We start from the raw sequence: 16,535 nt of genomic DNA, 5'->3' as shown, positions 1-16,535 counted from the left end.
AATTACTTGTTTCATAAAGTTTATGTTTGTGACTATTAATTGAGCTTAAGTATGAAAAAAACTACTTTATATCTGTTTTTATTAGTTTCATTTTCTGTTTTATCACAAGTAAAAGGGAGAATTACAGATACAAAAAAGAATCCTTTGTCATTTGTAAGTGTATATTTAAATAAAACAGTTACCGGTACAACTTCTAATGATAATGGAGATTATGTTTTAAATATCAACAAAAAAGGAAAGCATATAATCGTTTTTCAATTTTTGGGTTATAAAACCGTAAAAAAGAAAGTCAATATTACTTCTTTTCCTTTTGAGTTAAATGTTCAATTAGAGCAGGAAGATGTTCAGTTAGCGGAAATTTCTATTTCTACAAAAGACAATCCTGCAAACAGAATTATTAGAAATGTTATTGCCAATAAAGAGAAGAATACAGACAAGTATGCAAAATATACTGCTAAATTTTACTCTAGAGGTTTGTATAAAATTAAGGATGCTCCAGAAAAGTTTTTAGGCCAAAATTTGGGAGATTTTGGCGGAGGTTTAGATTCTACAAGAAGCGGAATTATATATCTTTCTGAAACTGTTTCTGAAATTCATTTTCAGAAAAAACCAAAAAAGTTTAAAGAAAAAATTATTGCCTCTAAAGTAAGCGGAACAGATAATGGTATCAGTTTTAACAGGGCAGAAGATGCAAATATCAATTTTTATAATAATAGTGTAACCTTTGGTAATGATTTAATTTCGCCAATTTCTACCAATGCTTTTAGTTATTATAAATATAAATTAGTAGGGTCTTTTTATAATAAAAACGGCAAACTCATTAATAAAATAAAACTAATTCCTAAACGAAAAAATGATCGTGTTTTTAATGGATATTTATATATTGTAGAAGATGATTGGGCTATTTATGGTACAGATGTTTCCGTAACGGGTGCGCAAGTAAACATACCAATGGTAGATGTTTTACATTTAAAACAAAACTATAATTATTCCGCAGTAAATAATGCTTGGGTATTAATAAGTCAGAGTATAGATTTTAAAGTAGATGCTTTTGGTTTTAAGTTTGATGGACGTTTTTCATCTGGATATTCCGATTATAATTTTAACCCTACTTATAATGAAGATACTTTTACCAATGAAGTATTAAGGTTTGAAAAAGAAGCTACAGAAAAAGACACCGTGTATTGGAACAGTTTAAGACCCGTTCCATTAACATTAGAAGAAACTACAGATTATAAATTTAAAGACAGTTTAAAACTTGTTAGAAAATCTAAAAAATATTTAGATTCTGTAAATAAGAAGCAAAATAGGTTTAATTTACTTTCGCCCATAATGGGCCATACACATAGAAATTCTTACGAAAAATGGGCTGTTTCTTACAACGGACTAATAAAGGATTTTAATTATAATACAGTACAAGGTTTTAATGCTTCTTTAGGTTTTAGCTATTTTAAAGAGCAAAATGAAATTGGGAAATGGTGGAATGCAGGTGTAAAAGCAAATTATGGTTTTTCTGATAAACGCTTAAGACCAACTTTCTTTTTTACTAAAAATTGGAATAATATTTCGAGGCCAAGAATGACGATTTCAGGAGGGGTTGCAGCAACTCAATTTAATGACAGAGAGCCAATAATGAAAATAAATAACACCATTAGCTCTTTGATAAGAAGGTTAAATTATTTAAAAATTTATGATAAAACTTTTGGGAAAATCAGTTATTCAGAAGAAATTAAAAATGGAATTTACCTATCATCATCATTAGAATACGCAAATAGAAAACCACTTTTTAATACTACCGATTATTCTTTTGCAAAGCAAGGTCATAATGGAGGTTATACTTCTAACAATCCATCAGAGGTAATTGATGTGTTTGAAGAAAATGAAATTGCCACATTAAAAGTAGGTGCTACTTTTGTTTTTGGACAAAAATACTTGTCTTATCCCGATAGAAAAGAAAATATTGGGAATGAGAAATATCCATCCTTAAATATTAAGTATACAAAACGGTTTGGTGCTTCTAATGCTGAATTAAATTCAGATGTATTTACAGCAAATTTAAAACAAGATATTAATGCCGGAAATTATGGGAACCTAACTTATTACTTAAGAGGAGGCATGTTTCTAAAAAAGAAAAACATTGCTTTTATGGATTATTTACAAGCTAATGGAAACCAATTAATTTTTCCTTTAGATGGCGAGCTAAATAGTTTTGGTTTATTAGAGTATTATAAGTTTTATACCAATGATAAATATGCAGAAGCTCATATTGAACATAATTTTAAAGGAGCCGTTTTAGGGAAAATTCCATTATTAAATAAATTGAACTTCCATTTAGTTGGAGGGGCAAAAACCTTAGTTATGGCAAATAAAAAACCATATACAGAATATTCTGTAGGTATCGATAATATAGGTTTTGGTAAATGGCGTTTTTTAAGAGTAGATTATGTAAAATCTTTTCATGCAGGAGTTAAAAACAACGGTTTGTTGTTTAGATTAAGTTTGTTTTAATATTTTTGGAATATGAAAATTCAAGTACTTTTTTTCGGGATTACCACAGATTTAGTAGAAACTTCGGCTTTAAATTTAGAGCTACCTAAAATAGAAACAGTTCAAGGTTTTAAGAATTTTCTGAAAGAAAAATATCCTCAGTTAAAAAACATCGATTCTTATGCAATTGCAGTCAACGAAAGTTATGCAGCAGATGAATTGGTTTTAAAAGAGGATGATGTTGTTGCTGTGATTCCTCCGGTAAGCGGAGGGTAAAAAGTCCATCAAAAGCCCATCTTAATCTTCCCAAAGGGAAGAAATACTCTTGTGTTATCCGTTTATAAAAAAAACTCTGTGAATCTCTGTGTTTTCTCAGCTAATCTCAGCGTAACAACCAACAATCTATTTTTGAAAATACTTCTTATCAATATAAAAAGTACCAAAAGGTAAGATAGAAGCAAGTAAAACAAATCCAAAAGATTTATTATTCCAATTCATTTCTTTTTTAAGCATAAAGGCCAAAACTACATATAGCATAAAAAGAATTCCATGAGGCATTCCCAACATTTTTACATAAGTATCATCACCTTGTAAATATTTAATTGGTGTTGCTATCAGTAATAATAATAGGTAAGAGATTCCTTCTAGGATACTTACAATTCTAAAGATATTTTTCATTTTAAGAGGTTGTTTCACTGAAGTAAACAGCGTGTTCTACAGAGGTTCACAGAAAATTTTATTTCCTTTATAAACTTTGCGATTAATTTAGTTTCAATTAGTGAAAATCTTGATCAGATTTTCACAAATGCAAAATTACAACTTTGTTTTACTATTTTTGCTTTCCTATTGAACTTGTTTCAATATCTTTTAATTATGAGAAGAACTTCAATTAAAATTACATCTAAAAAATTAGACTTACAAGAGTGTTATCGTTTTGTAGAAGATGATGCTTGTGGCGGAATTTCAGCCTTTGTGGGTACTGTTAGAAATGATACACAAGGAAAGGAAGTTACTCAATTAGATTTTTCTACCTACAAACCTATGGCAATTAAAGAAATGCAAAAAATTGCAGATTTGGCGTTAGAAAATTTCGATATTAAAAAAATTGCCATTCATCATGCAGAAGGAATGTTGCGGGTAGGAGAAATTCCAGTAATTATAACTACGTCTTCTAAACATAGAAAAGCAGCGTTTGCGGCTTGTGAGTTTGCTATTGATACTTTAAAAGAAACAGTGCCTATCTGGAAAAAGGAATATTTCTCAGACGGTGAAGTTTGGGTAAATGCGCATCCGTGATTTTAGTTTTCAGTTTCTTACTGTTGAGAATAAAAAAAAACATAGTTCCAATATTTTTAAGTTATAAAATAAAAAAAAACACAGAAAAAACACTGTATTTTCTATGTTTCTATGTGGTTTATTTTTTAGTATTCAGCTTGCACAACAGTGAGTTACTGAAAACTGCCACCGTAAACTGCATACTATTTACTTAACAGAGCGACTCTGTAACCACAAATAAAATTGTAATCCAAATAAAATAGCTCCAACTAGTAAGTGTGTTGCTTGTGTGCCTAAAGGAAATTCTGCGTAATACATTAAAATTCCTGTAATGGTTTCTATAAAAATGAGCGCCACTACCCAATTTACTAACTTGTAGCCGAGGTTTTTTACTTGATTTATATAAAACAATCCTAGATTTACCAATACAATAGCAATGGTAAAAGACCTGTGAAAGTAGAATTTAAAACTCGGATTCATTAAACTATAATCTTTGTTTTCGAAACCGAAAAGTTTTACTTGTTCGTCTATAAATTGTCTTACTTGCGTTCCCATTGCAATCTGAATCAACGAAAATACAACAGAGATAAGAAGTAATTTGTTGAAGATTGGATTGTAATTGTAGCTCTTTTTTTTATCCGAAGTAATAAATTGTAATTGTAATAAAAGCGCAATGATTATTAAACCAATAACCATGTGAATCGTAATTATTGTTGGTTTTAAATTAGTGTCTACTACTGTTTTTCCTAACCAAGCTTCCACCAACATTAAAAAGAAAGCTGTGTATGCTAATATGGGAATTCTCTTATCTTTTTTTCTGTATTTTGTTGCTTTGTAGATTAGAAATAAGAAAACAAAACCAGCTAAAACAGAAGACAATCTGTTAATATACTCTGTCCAAGAATGATATTTATTAAATTTAGCGTAATTGTGTTTGGTGTATTTTTTCCAATTGTCAATTTTAAATTCATCAGCAGTTTTAACGGTATGTTCTGCAACAAACAAGGCTTCATCTTTAATAATGATAAACCCTTTTTTAAATTCGGTATTTGGTTTCCAAGTAATTTGTTCTTCCGCTGTAGGCGGAATATAATAACCAAAGCATTTAGGCCAATCGGGACACCCCATTCCAGAGCCTGTCATTCTAACAACAGAACCCGCTAAAAAAATTAGATAAACAGATATAATGGCAATTTGTACGGTTTTCGGAAAGCTACTTTTCACGATGTCAGATTAATTATATAAGCACTAGTGTTTCACTAATAAATTTTTAATAAGCGAAGTCTTAACTAATGTTATTTGTGTTTATTCTACAAAAATAAGACAAAAAAAAGCCGCTTAAAAAATTAAGCGACTTGTTCTTTTCAAAAAATTTAAAATTATAGAACTCTAACGTCTACTGCATTTAAACCTTTTCTACCTTCTTTAAGGTCGAACTCTACTGCGTCACCTTCTCTAATTTCGTCAATTAATCCTGATACGTGTACAAAGTACTCTGTGTTTGAATCATCTTCTGTTACAAATCCAAATCCTTTAGATTCGTTGAAGAATTTTACTGTTCCTTTTTTCAAAATAATATAATATAAATGTTAATAATACTGCAAATATAAGATTATATTAATTGATATAACAAAAATGATGTTCTAAATAAATATTTCTTTTTTTTTATAAAAAATGAAAGTTTCTAAGTGAAAAATTATTGCAATTTTTTATTGGGCTAATTGTTTAATAGAGATGTTTTAAGAATGTCAATACAGGTAGTAGTTACGGCGGTTTTTAGTTGATAATATAATGAATATGAGGTTTTTAATAAATCGTTTTTTTTCCGGTAAATTAGAGAAAATACGCGATTTGTTAAAAACTTCAAGGGTTTTGTGAATAAGTATAACTTTTATTTTGAAGCAAAAAATCCAATCTTTGCTAACAGCAAAATAAACAATTAAACACCCTTCTTTTACCTTGGAAATTACGCACATTATAAAAAGAGACTCAGAAACAACCATTTTTGAGTTAGAAAAAATTATCAAAGCTATAGAAAAAGCAATGATTACTGTAAATCATGGTTCTAGAAATGATGCCATTGCAATCTCTAATATTGTACATGGTACTTTATTAGAAAGAAGGTTAAATGAACCAGATTATATTCCTACAGTAGAACAGGTACAAGATATCGTAGAATATAAGTTAATGGACAGTCCTTTTCATGATGTTGCAAAGGCTTATATTTTATACAGAGACGAGCAAACAAGAAGTAGAAAGCCAAACATTTTTGAAAAAAGAATAAATTTAAAGCCTTACGATTATCCTGCTTTAGGAGAATATGTAGATGCTATTAGACATTCTTACTGGATTCATACCGAGTTTAATTATACAAGTGATATACAGGATTTTAAGACATCTCTTACTGAGGTAGAAAAAAATGCGATAAAAAATACCATGTTGGCAATTTCTCAAATTGAGGTTGCTGTTAAAACTTTTTGGGGAGATATTTATAAAAAAATGCCAAAACCAGAAATTGGTTCTGTTGGTGCTACGTTTTCAGAAAGTGAAGTACGTCATCATGATGCATATTCTCATTTACTAGAAATTTTAGGGTTAAATAATGAGTTTAAAAACTTAAAGAAAAAACCTGTAATAATGAAAAGGGTGAGTTACCTTGAAGCTGCCTTAAAAAATGTGAATAGTGAAGACAATCAAGAGTTTTCTGAATCTATAATTTTATTTTCTCTATTTATTGAGCACGTATCTTTATTTTCTCAGTTTTTGATTATTATGGCTTTTAACAAGCATAAAAATGTACTAAAAGGAATTTCTAATGTAGTAGAAGCTACTTCTAAAGAAGAGCAGATTCATGGAGATTTTGGTATCGATTTGATTAAAATTATAAAAGAAGAAAATCCAGATTGGTTTAGTGAAGAGCATAATTTATTAGTTCAAGAAACTTGTAAAGAAGCTTTTAATTCTGAAAGTAAACTAATTGATTGGATTTTTGAAAAAGGAGAATTAGATTTTCTACCTAAAAATGTAATTAATGAATTTATAAAAAACAGATTTAATAACTCTTTAGAGAGTATTGGTATCTCTAAAATATTTGATGTTGATGAAACATTATTAGCACAAACAGATTGGTTTGATGATGAAATTATTGGAACCAAACATGGCGATTTCTTTGTAAAGAGATCTATCAACTACAGTAAAAGAACAAAAAGTATAACTAGCGACGACTTATTTTAAACTATGAACTTGAACGAAACAAAAACAACAGAACTTACAGAACACGAACAGTTAATTCAAGTTAGAAACGCTGCTAGGAAAGAAATGCTTAAAGGTAAAAACCAACCAGAAATTACCTGGCTAACAGAAAATAGCCGTAAATTTTTAGAGTCTGGTTATTTAACAGGAGATACCACACCAGAAGAAAGAATACGTGAAATAGCAGACAATGCAGAACGTATTTTAAAATTGGATGGTTTTTCTGATAAGTTTTATAAATATATGGCGGAGGGTTATTACTCTTTAGCTTCTCCAATTTGGTCTAATTTTGGTAAAAAAAGAGGTTTACCAATTAGCTGTTTTGGATCACACGTGGCAGATGATATGGGAGATATTTTGTTCTCACAATCAGAAGTGGGGATGATGTCTAAATTAGGAGGAGGAACTTCTGGTTACTTTGGTAAATTACGTAAAAGAGGTGCCGATGTAAAAAATAACGGTTCATCGTCTGGTTCTGTACACATCATGCAATTGTTCGAGAAAATGGTGGATGTTGTAAGTCAGGGTTCTGTAAGAAGAGGACGTTTTTCTCCATATTTACCTGTAGATCATGCAGATATTAAAGAGTTTTTAGAAATAGGAACAGAAGGAAACCCAATACAAGAATTAACGCACGGAGTTACCGTTGGTAACGATTGGATGCAAGCAATGATTGATGGCGATGTAGAAAAGAGAAGTATTTGGGCGAAAATATTACAAAGAAGAGGAGAAATAGGATATCCTTATATACTTTTTAGAGACAACGCAAATAACGGAACGGTAGATGTTTACAAAGACAAAAACCACGAAATTTATGCAAGTAACTTGTGTACAGAAATCATGTTACCATCTAATGAAGATTGGTCTTTTGTATGTTGTTTATCATCTGTAAACTTATTACACTACGATAAGTGGAAAGATACAGACGCAGTAGAAACACTTACCTATTTCTTAGATGCAGTAATGCAAGAATTTATTACCAAATTAGAAGTGTATAGAGATTCAGAAGATAGAGACGATCAGTTTACGTTTCGTTTTATGGAAAAAGCCTATAAATTTGCAAAAGAAAATAGAGCTTTAGGTTTAGGAGCTTTAGGTTGGCATTCTTTATTACAATCTAAAATGCATGCTTTTGATAGTGCAGAAGCGTATGCTTTAAACAGTGAAATCTTTAAGGTGATTAAAGAAAAGTCTTACAAAGCATCAGAAGAAATGGCGAAGTTATATGGTGAGCCAGATGTATTAAAAGGATACGGAAGACGTAACACAACCTTAAATGCCATTGCACCAACAACATCATCAGCATTTATACTAGGACAAGTATCTCAAGGAATTGAGCCAATTTGGTCTAATATTTATGTAAAAGATATTGCTAAGATAAAAACAACGATAAAGAATCCAATTTTAGAAAATCTTCTAGAACAGAAAGGACATAATACATCAGATGTTTGGAAAAGTATTAGAGATAATGATGGTTCTGTTCAACATTTAAGCATTTTAACAGACGCAGAAAAAGATGTCTTTAAAACCTATTCAGAAATAGACCAAAATGTAATTGTGTATCAGGCTGCCAACAGACAAAATCATATAGATCAAGGGCAATCTATCAACATTATGGTGCATCCAGATATGCCAATTAAAGAAGTAAATGCCGTTTATATTAATGCTTGGAAATTAGGAGTAAAATCTATGTATTACCAACACAGTATGAATGCTGCACAGAAATTTAAGCAAAAGAAAGAATGTGCTTCTTGTGAAGGGTAAATTAAAATTAAACAAAAAGAGGAGCCGAAAGGCTTCTCTTTAATATGAATTATTAAAATACTTTATTTGAGATAAAAATAATAAGCATAAAAAAAGCGATACTAGAAATATCGCTCTTGGTGTAATTTTTCTAAATTTTGCTTGCCGGCTAAAAGTTAGTTAATTAAAAAGAATTTTGAGATTACTCAATCTCCTTCCATTTTGTTCTTCAAAACTACAAAATACGATTCTCTTTACCAAGTTATTTTTCTAAATTTTCAACAAGTTATATGTGGGTTATGGCCATGTTTTAGACTTGATAACGGAGTTATTAACAAAAAAACAAATAGTAATTAACTCTATAATACAGAAAACAATGGAATATCAAATTTCAATAAATCCTTTAGTAGATTTTTTTAAAGGTACAGAATCAAAAAAAAGAAGAATAATTAGAGATCAAAAAGATCCATCAATTTTTAGGGTTGGATGGTATCAAACCTCTAGAGCTTGTATAAAAAAAACTCTAATAAATAAAGGTGAAAGAGATTTCTTAATAGAGGGTATAGAGCGACTAAAAACCAAAATAGTCAGTAAGCCTCAACAAGTTGTTAATAGACAAGTTTCAATTGACGCAATGAAACGCTTTCTAGGTTTTAAAATACCTGCTTTTTTCAAAAATCATAATTTAGAAATAATTAAAGAGAAAAATGTGAAATCAACATTTATTAATAATGTTGAAGTAAAGGTTTCCCCTGATATTATTTTTATTATTCATCATAATGATACTAGATATATTGGAGCTGTTAAGCTACATCTTTCAAGTAGGAACATATTTGATAATAAACAATCAAGATTTATTGCTACAATATTGAATAAATACCTTTTAGAGTTGTCAGAAAAATATAATGCAGAGGTTTTACCGGAATTGTGTTTATCCATAGATGTTTTTGGAAGTAGTACAATTTCTGCTCCTAAAGATTATAATAAATCGATAAAAGAAGTAGAGCTTATTTGTGAAGAAATTAAATCACTTTGGAGAGTTGCTTAATTAAATAAAAAAAAGAGAAGTTGAAAAGCTTCTCTTTTTTGTTTTTCAACTATTAAATGTTATGTTTACATAAACTTTTTAAAAACCTGTACTTTTTTTAAGATGATAAAAAAACTCTTATTTGCGGCTTTTTTAGTAATCGTTGCAATTGTATTGTATTTCAACCCAAATTTTAAAACCATTGCAGCAGGTGTTGCTATTCTATTATTTGGAATGGGGATGTTAGAAGAAGGGTTTAAAGTTTTTACCAAAGGACCACTTCAAAATATTTTAAAAAAAACCACCGATAAATTATATAAAAGTATCACTGCAGGTGCAGTAGTTACCGCTTTACTGCAATCTAGTTCTTTGGTTTCTGTAATTACTATTTCATTTATTAGTGCTGGTTTAATAAGTCTATCTGGTGGATTGGGTTTAATTTTCGGAGCCAATATTGGTAGCACAACAACGGCTTGGTTAGTGGCTGGTTTTGGACTAAAAATTAACATATCCACTTTGGCAATGCCCATGATTATTTTTGGTTTAATTTTTACTTTTCAAAAAAAAGAGACTTTTAAAGGAATTGGAAATGTATTTGCAGGTCTTGGTTTTTTCTTTCTAGGAATCTATTTTATGAAAGAAGGATTTGATGTTTTTAGTACGCAAATAAATTTAACAGAATACGCAGTTTCTGGGTTTAAAGGCGTGTTGTTGTATACCGCAATTGGTGTGGTAATTACGGTGGTACTGCAATCTAGTGCAGCTTCTTTAGTGTTGGTCTTAACAGCTTTAGCTGCCGGACAAATTGAATATGAAAATGCGTTGGCATTGGCAATTGGAGCCAATGTTGGTACAACTATAACTGCCGTTTTAGGCTCTCTAAATTCTAATATTGCAGGTAAAAGATTGGCAGGTGCTCATTTAATTTTTAATGTTGTTACAGGTGCTGTAGCGGTGGCTTTTATTTATCCTTTGTCAAAATTGGTTAATAATATTGCAGATTGGGTGCATATTGCAGCAACAGATTATACTTTAAAATTAGCACTATTTCACACCATATTTAATCTTATTGGCGTAATAATAATGGTGCCATTTATTAAAAAGCTTGAGAATTATTTATTGAAAATATTTAAAGAAAATAAAAATAAAGAGGTAGATGAACCAAAATATTTAAATGAAGCGATATTAAAGTTTCCAGGAACGCTTGTGTCATCACTTTTAAATGAATCTAAATATTTATACAAAAATGCCATTTTTGAAATTGTTGCACACGCATTAAATGTGCATAGAGATGCTATAAAATCGGATGAAAGAATAAAAAAAATAGTTGAGGATTCTAAAGAAAAAATGAATGTTGATGTAAATCTGTTATACTACAATAAGGTAAAAAATATTTATGGTCAAATTATCAGTTTTGCAGCAAGAGGTCAGCAAGATCTTAAGCTTACAAAAGAGCAAAATAATAGGTTGTCAGAATTAAAATTAGCCAACCGAAAAATGGTTGAAATTATTAGAGACGCAAGATATTTAGAGAAAAATGTAGTAGCATATTTAGAATCGGATAATGAGTATATTAAGAAAGAATACAACAAGTTTAGGAAGAAAGTAGTAAAAGTTTTAAGAGTAATTTATTTGTTTAGAAAAAAGGAAGAAAAAGACGAATATTACGATCAATTAATAAAATTAAAAAAAGCAGCTAAATCCGCTTTGCAAGCAGATAATAAATCTATTAATAAATTGATAAGAAAAAATCTTATAACAACAGATATGGCATCATCCATAGTAAATGATAATGTAAATGTAAACGATTTAATTATGAAATTAATTGAGGTTGCAGAATTGTTGTATTCAGAAAAAGATTCAATCTTAGAAAATGATAAGTAATTAGATGTCTTTATTTAGAATATCAATTTCTAAAAATTTAATTCTAGATTGTTAATCAAAGTAAATAGCTTCAAAAAAGAGTTAAAGGAGCTATTTTACCCACATTTAAGGTTAATATATTTTCTTTAACGTTGTAATTATCGGCTAAATTTAAAACCTTTAAAAATGGTGTTTCATTGGTATTAGTACAAAACGTTTGAGTTACTGCCAGCTTACCATGTTTGGTTTTCTATTAAAAGAATAAAAATAGACGTAGTTTATAACATGGGGAATAAATTTTTTTAAAAAACCTCATAAAATTTAAAATAGATTAGTTTTTTAGTTACTGCTTTCAACCCAAAATAATAGTTTGTATTTTTACAAATCAAACATTATAATTATTAGATAAATGAATTGGGAACAACTTCTTTCTTTAAAACGTTTTGGCGACACACAAAAACGCCCAAGAGCAGCACAAGATGAAACTCGTTTGGGTTTTGATGTAGATTTTGATAGAATTATATTTTCGTCTGCATTTAGAAGTTTACAAGATAAAACACAAGTAATTCCGTTATCTAATACAGACTTTGTACATACACGTTTAACCCACAGTTTAGAAGTTTCCGTTGTAGGTAGAACATTAGGTAGAAGAGTAGGTAAAGTGTTGTTAGAACGCCATCCTAATTTAGTAGCATTAGGGTATACATTTAATGACTTTGGGTCTATTGTAGGTACGGCTTCTTTAATGCACGATATTGGTAATCCTCCTTTTGGTCATTCTGGAGAAAAAGCAATTGGCGAGTACTTTAAAACAGGAAAAGGGGCAAAATACAAAGAGCAATTAACAGCAAATGAATATCAAGATTTAATAGATTTTGAAGGGAATGCTAATGGATTTAAAATTTTAACGGAATCTAGAATGGCAATTCCTGGAGGTTTACGTTTAAGTTATGCCACTTTAGGAGCGTTTTTAAAATACCCAAAAGAAAGTCTTCCAAAAAAACCAACAAATCATATTGTAGATAAAAAATATGGTTTTTTTCAATCTGACAAAGCATCATTTTTAGATGTTGTTCAAGATTTGGGAATGAAACAAAAATCGTGTACGGCAGTTTCTTTTTACAGACATCCATTGGCGTATTTAGTGGAAGCGGCAGATGATATTTGTTATACAATTATCGATTTTGAAGACGGAATTAATTTGGGTTTAATTGAAGAGGAGTTTGCTCTAGAATATATGATTAAGCTGGTAAAAGATACTATTGATAGTAAAAAATACCATTCTTTAGAACACAAAACAGACCGAGTTAGTTATTTACGAGCTTTGGCAATTGGTGTGTTAATTAACGAAGCAGTTTCTATTTTCTTAGCAAATGAGGAAGCTATATTAAAGGGAACTTTCGAAAAATCTTTGTTAGATAAATGCAAGTACGAGGCGCAAATTAACGACATCTTAAAAATAAGTGTCGATAAAATTTATAAAAGTACAGAAGTTGTAGAAAAAGAGGTTGCTGGCTATAGAATTATTGCCGATTTATTAGATGTTTTTGTATCCGCATTAAATAATAAGTTTGAAGGAAATCAATCTAATTTTGATAATTTGGTATTAAATTTATTACCAGAAGAATATCAAACAGAAACCAGTAGTTTGTATCATAGAATCATGCAAATATGTAGTTATGTTTCTAGAATGTCTGACAGTTATGCAATTAGAATGCATAAAAAAATAACGGGTAATATTATTTAAAAAATTAGTATTGATCATGCTATTATTACTCTAAAAAGACGCTTTTAAAGTATCTTTTTAGGATAATTTTTTAAAATTTTCTGCTAAACTAATAGGGTCTAATCCTAATTTTGATTGTAGTTTAAGAACACTACCATGTTCAATAAAATGATCTGGAATTCCTAAATTTTTAATTTCGTTCTTATAATGATTGTCTGACGAAAACTCTAAAATAGCAGTACCAAAACCACCTTTTATAGTACCATCTTCAATGGTGATAATTGTTTGGTATTTATTAAAAATGGTATGTAATAAGTTTTCATCTAAAGGTTTTACAAAACGCATGTCGTAATGAGAATATTCTGATGAATTATCAACTAATTCTAATGCTTCGGTTACATTTTTAGAAATGGTTCCTACGGATAAAATTGCTACTTTATTTCCTTCTTTTAAGCAAATTCCTTTACCAATTTCTATTGCTTTAAAAGGTTGTTTCCAATTGATAATAGTTCCGGTTCCTCTAGGGTATCGAATTGCAATTGGGTTGTTTAAACCTAATTGAGCGGTGTATAAAATATTACGTAATTCAATTTCATTTCTTGGTGCAAAAACAATCAAATTAGGAATTAGACGTAAATACGCTATATCGAAAATTCCGTGATGCGTTGCGCCATCTTCACCCACCAAGCCAGCTCTATCTAAACAGAAAATAACAGGTAAATTTTGTAAAGCAACATCATGAATTACTTGGTCATAAGCACGTTGTAAAAATGTAGAATAAATATTACAAAAAGGCACTAAACCTTGCGTTGCCATACCTGCAGCTAAAGTTACGGCATGTTGTTCTGCAATACCAACATCAAAAGTTCTTTTGGGGTGCTTTTCTAGCATAAACTTTAAAGAGCCTCCTGTTAACATGGCGGGAGTTATACCAACAATATTCTCATTCTTATCGGCTAACTCTACCACTGTTTTTCCAAAAACATCTTGGTATTTAGTATATAAACTTGCTGCAGTTTTAATACGTTCGCCAGAAATTTTATCAAATTTACCGGGTGCATGATAGGTTACTTGGTCTTCTTCTGCCTTCTGTAAACCTTTTCCTTTTGTGGTAATTATATGTAAAAACTTTGGGCCTTTTACGTCCTTTAATCGTTTTAATTCTGATACTATTTTTGGTAAATCATGTCCGTCAATAGGACCAGAATATTCAAAATTTAAAGCTTTTATAATATTGTTTTGAGCTGCAAGTCTCTTATCGGTTTTAACTTTGGTTAAATATTCTTTTAAAGCACCCACAGAAGGGTCAATTCCAATAGCATTGTCATTTAAAATAATTAATAAATTTGCTTTAGAAACTCCTGCGTGATTTAAGGCTTCAAAAGCCATTCCGCTTGCAATAGAAGCATCCCCAATAACAGCAATATGATGTTTTTCTGTTTCTCCTTTAATATTAGAAGCAATTGCCATACCTAAGGCTGCAGAAATAGAAGTAGAGGAGTGTCCTACACCAAAAGCATCATATTCACTTTCTTTTCTTGATGGAAAACCCGAGATGCCTCCAAACTGTCTGTTGGTATGAAAAACATCCTTTCTACCAGTTAAAATTTTGTGTCCGTAGGCTTGGTGGCCAACATCCCAAACCAATAAGTCATTTGGAGTATCAAACAAATAGTGTAAGGCAATTGTAAGTTCTACAACGCCTAAACTTGCGCCTAAATGCCCTTCTTTGGTTGCTACAATATCAATAATAAAGTCTCTCAATTCTTTTGCGAGTTGAGGTAATTGTGCTGGATTTAATTTTCGTAAATCTTTAGGGTTTATTATATGGTCTAACAAATTCTTCATTCAAATGTAAAAATACAACATCAAATATTGTGTGCGTAAAATAGGCGGTTAATAAATACAAATTTATCGTAAATATTTTACTTAATTTTGATATTTATAATCAACCTACATGATACAACCTTTTGATGATACTTATTTTATGAAAAAAGCCTTGCAAGAGGCCGAATTTGCTTTTGATAAAGGCGAAGTTCCGGTAGGAGCTGTTATTGTTTTTAAAGACCAAATTATTGCAAGAGCACATAATTTAACGGAAACATTAACGGATGTAACGGCACATGCCGAAATGCAAGCGTTTACAGCGGCAGCAGATTTTTTAGGAGGCAAATATTTAAAAGACTGCGTATTATATGTAACATTAGAGCCTTGCCAAATGTGTGCAGGCGCAAGTTATTGGGCACAAATTGGTAAGATTGTTTATGGAGCCTCAGAACCAGAAAGAGGTTTTAAAAACTTAAATACTACATTACATCCAAAGACAAAAGTAGTAGCAGGAATTTTGGAAAACGAATGTTCGCAGCTTTTAAAGCGTTTTTTTGTTGAAAAAAGAAACTTGAATTAATCTTCAGTATATTCTAAAATATCGGCAGGTTGGCAATCTAAAGCTTTGCAAATGGCTTCTAAAGTAGAAAAACGAACTGCTTTTGCTTTACCAGATTTTAAAATGGATAAGTTTGCGGTTGTAATACCAATTATTTCTGCCAATTCTTTACTCCGCATTTTGCGTTTGGCAAGCATTACGTCTAAGTTTACTATGATTGCCATATTATATTGTTAAATCGTTTTCTTGTTTTGCTGATTTTGCTATTTTAAAAATTTCACTTAAAATTAAAAAGAACAAGCCTAAACAAATTATTATTAAGTGCTCATTTAATCCAAATTCTAAAGTTATCTTTTGTTCAAAATAGATTTTATTAATTATTGAAATTGTTAACGAAATTAAACCGGAAATTGTTAGTAGGTTTCCTATTTTTTGAAACGATTTAATAACAGTTACTTCAAATATTTTCACTCTTATAAAGTGGTTTAGTATTTCTTTAAAGAAATATAGGGCTGCAATAATTAATAAATAATTTAGCGCAGAAATAACAAATACCACTTTTGGAAAAATATCATTTTGATTAGAATTTACTGAGTTTATTTTTATATTAAAGTCATTTAAATCGATAAAGAAAGTTGCAATAGAAAATCCCAGAATTAATAATGTTACTGGCATAGAAAATATCCAAAGTAAATCTACAATAGCTTTTAAAATATTAATTTTTTGCATAATTTTATATGTTTTGATAATGCAAACATACGGTAATTATCGAAAAA

At 29.9% G+C, this 16,535-nt stretch carries 15 protein-coding genes; 9 read left to right on the top strand and 6 right to left on the bottom strand.

The genetic code is table 11. From position 1 onward, the window contains the following. Positions 1 to 51 precede the first annotated feature (51 nt). Together JOP69_RS11055 and moaD are read left to right on the top strand one after the other, a co-directional pair. Positions 52 to 2,508, top strand: coding sequence for a DUF5686 and carboxypeptidase regulatory-like domain-containing protein (locus tag JOP69_RS11055; protein ID WP_203392652.1), 2,457 nt, complete (start codon positions 52 to 54; stop codon positions 2,506 to 2,508). A 12-nt stretch (positions 2,509 to 2,520) separates the two neighbouring features. Next, on the top strand, positions 2,521 to 2,763 hold the full coding sequence (gene moaD / locus JOP69_RS11050) for a molybdopterin converting factor subunit 1 (protein ID WP_203392651.1): 243 nt from the start codon (positions 2,521 to 2,523) through the stop codon (positions 2,761 to 2,763). A gap of 126 nt (positions 2,764 to 2,889) precedes the next feature. On the opposite strand, the gene JOP69_RS11045 is transcribed toward moaD, so the two are convergent. Next, positions 2,890 to 3,165: a DUF3817 domain-containing protein gene (locus JOP69_RS11045; protein ID WP_203392650.1), complete on the bottom strand. Its 276-nt coding sequence runs from the start codon at positions 3,163 to 3,165 to the stop codon at positions 2,890 to 2,892. A 195-nt stretch (positions 3,166 to 3,360) separates the two neighbouring features. Between JOP69_RS11045 and JOP69_RS11040 the strand changes: the two genes are divergently transcribed. Further along, the gene (locus JOP69_RS11040) at positions 3,361 to 3,783 is read left to right on the top strand and encodes a molybdenum cofactor biosynthesis protein MoaE (protein WP_203392649.1); all 423 of its coding nucleotides are present in this window, start codon (positions 3,361 to 3,363) and stop codon (positions 3,781 to 3,783) included. Between the two features lie 186 nt (positions 3,784 to 3,969). On the opposite strand, the gene JOP69_RS11035 is transcribed toward JOP69_RS11040, so the two are convergent. Both JOP69_RS11035 and JOP69_RS11030 read right to left on the bottom strand, forming a co-directional pair. Continuing rightward, a complete protein-coding gene (locus JOP69_RS11035; protein ID WP_203392648.1) occupies positions 3,970 to 4,986 on the bottom strand; it encodes a heme A synthase in 1,017 nt (338 codons plus the stop codon). A 155-nt stretch (positions 4,987 to 5,141) separates the two neighbouring features. After that, positions 5,142 to 5,333 (bottom strand): cold-shock protein, encoded by a 192-nt coding sequence (locus JOP69_RS11030; protein WP_068447358.1) that lies wholly within the window; start codon positions 5,331 to 5,333, stop codon positions 5,142 to 5,144. Positions 5,334 to 5,721: 388 nt separating this feature from the next. On the opposite strand from JOP69_RS11030, the gene JOP69_RS11025 reads away from it, so the two are divergent. The 5 genes from JOP69_RS11025 to JOP69_RS11005 all read left to right on the top strand — a co-directional run bounded on the left by JOP69_RS11025 (position 5,722) and on the right by JOP69_RS11005 (position 13,394). Next, complete coding sequence (locus JOP69_RS11025; protein ID WP_203392647.1) at positions 5,722 to 6,996, top strand: ribonucleotide-diphosphate reductase subunit beta; 1,275 nt, start codon at positions 5,722 to 5,724, stop codon at positions 6,994 to 6,996. 3 nt (positions 6,997 to 6,999) lie between these two features. Further along, complete coding sequence (locus tag JOP69_RS11020) at positions 7,000 to 8,778, top strand: ribonucleoside-diphosphate reductase subunit alpha (protein WP_203392646.1); 1,779 nt, start codon at positions 7,000 to 7,002, stop codon at positions 8,776 to 8,778. 355 nt (positions 8,779 to 9,133) lie between these two features. Further along, the gene (locus JOP69_RS11015) at positions 9,134 to 9,805 is read left to right on the top strand and encodes a hypothetical protein (RefSeq protein WP_203392645.1); all 672 of its coding nucleotides are present in this window, start codon (positions 9,134 to 9,136) and stop codon (positions 9,803 to 9,805) included. Between the two features lie 102 nt (positions 9,806 to 9,907). Then, complete coding sequence (locus tag JOP69_RS11010) at positions 9,908 to 11,668, top strand: Na/Pi cotransporter family protein (protein ID WP_203392644.1); 1,761 nt, start codon at positions 9,908 to 9,910, stop codon at positions 11,666 to 11,668. A gap of 388 nt (positions 11,669 to 12,056) precedes the next feature. Further along, positions 12,057 to 13,394 (top strand): deoxyguanosinetriphosphate triphosphohydrolase, encoded by a 1,338-nt coding sequence (locus JOP69_RS11005; RefSeq protein WP_203392643.1) that lies wholly within the window; start codon positions 12,057 to 12,059, stop codon positions 13,392 to 13,394. Between the two features lie 57 nt (positions 13,395 to 13,451). On the opposite strand, the gene dxs is transcribed toward JOP69_RS11005, so the two are convergent. Then, on the bottom strand, positions 13,452 to 15,221 hold the full coding sequence (gene dxs / locus JOP69_RS11000; RefSeq protein WP_203392642.1) for a 1-deoxy-D-xylulose-5-phosphate synthase: 1,770 nt from the start codon (positions 15,219 to 15,221) through the stop codon (positions 13,452 to 13,454). Positions 15,222 to 15,330: 109 nt separating this feature from the next. Between dxs and JOP69_RS10995 the strand changes: the two genes are divergently transcribed. Beyond that, the gene (locus tag JOP69_RS10995; RefSeq protein WP_203392641.1) at positions 15,331 to 15,780 is read left to right on the top strand and encodes a nucleoside deaminase; all 450 of its coding nucleotides are present in this window, start codon (positions 15,331 to 15,333) and stop codon (positions 15,778 to 15,780) included. Here the strand turns inward: JOP69_RS10995 and JOP69_RS10990 are convergent. Then, positions 15,777 to 15,983 carry a helix-turn-helix transcriptional regulator gene (locus JOP69_RS10990; RefSeq protein WP_147111921.1) on the bottom strand — a complete coding sequence of 69 codons (207 nt, stop codon included), beginning with the start codon at positions 15,981 to 15,983 and terminating at the stop codon, positions 15,777 to 15,779. The two genes, JOP69_RS10995 and JOP69_RS10990, sit on opposite strands and share 4 nt — an antisense overlap. A 1-nt stretch (position 15,984) precedes the next feature. Beyond that, positions 15,985 to 16,488 (bottom strand): DUF2975 domain-containing protein, encoded by a 504-nt coding sequence (locus JOP69_RS10985; RefSeq protein ID WP_203392640.1) that lies wholly within the window; start codon positions 16,486 to 16,488, stop codon positions 15,985 to 15,987. Positions 16,489 to 16,535 lie beyond the last annotated feature (47 nt).

It is taken from the genome of Polaribacter sp. Q13 (assembly GCF_016858305.2).
In the GTDB taxonomy this organism is placed as follows: Bacteria; Bacteroidota; Bacteroidia; order Flavobacteriales; family Flavobacteriaceae; genus Polaribacter.
The sequence above is the reverse complement of the archived record's forward strand: the minus strand, read 5'-3'. Positions and strand labels throughout refer to the sequence as shown.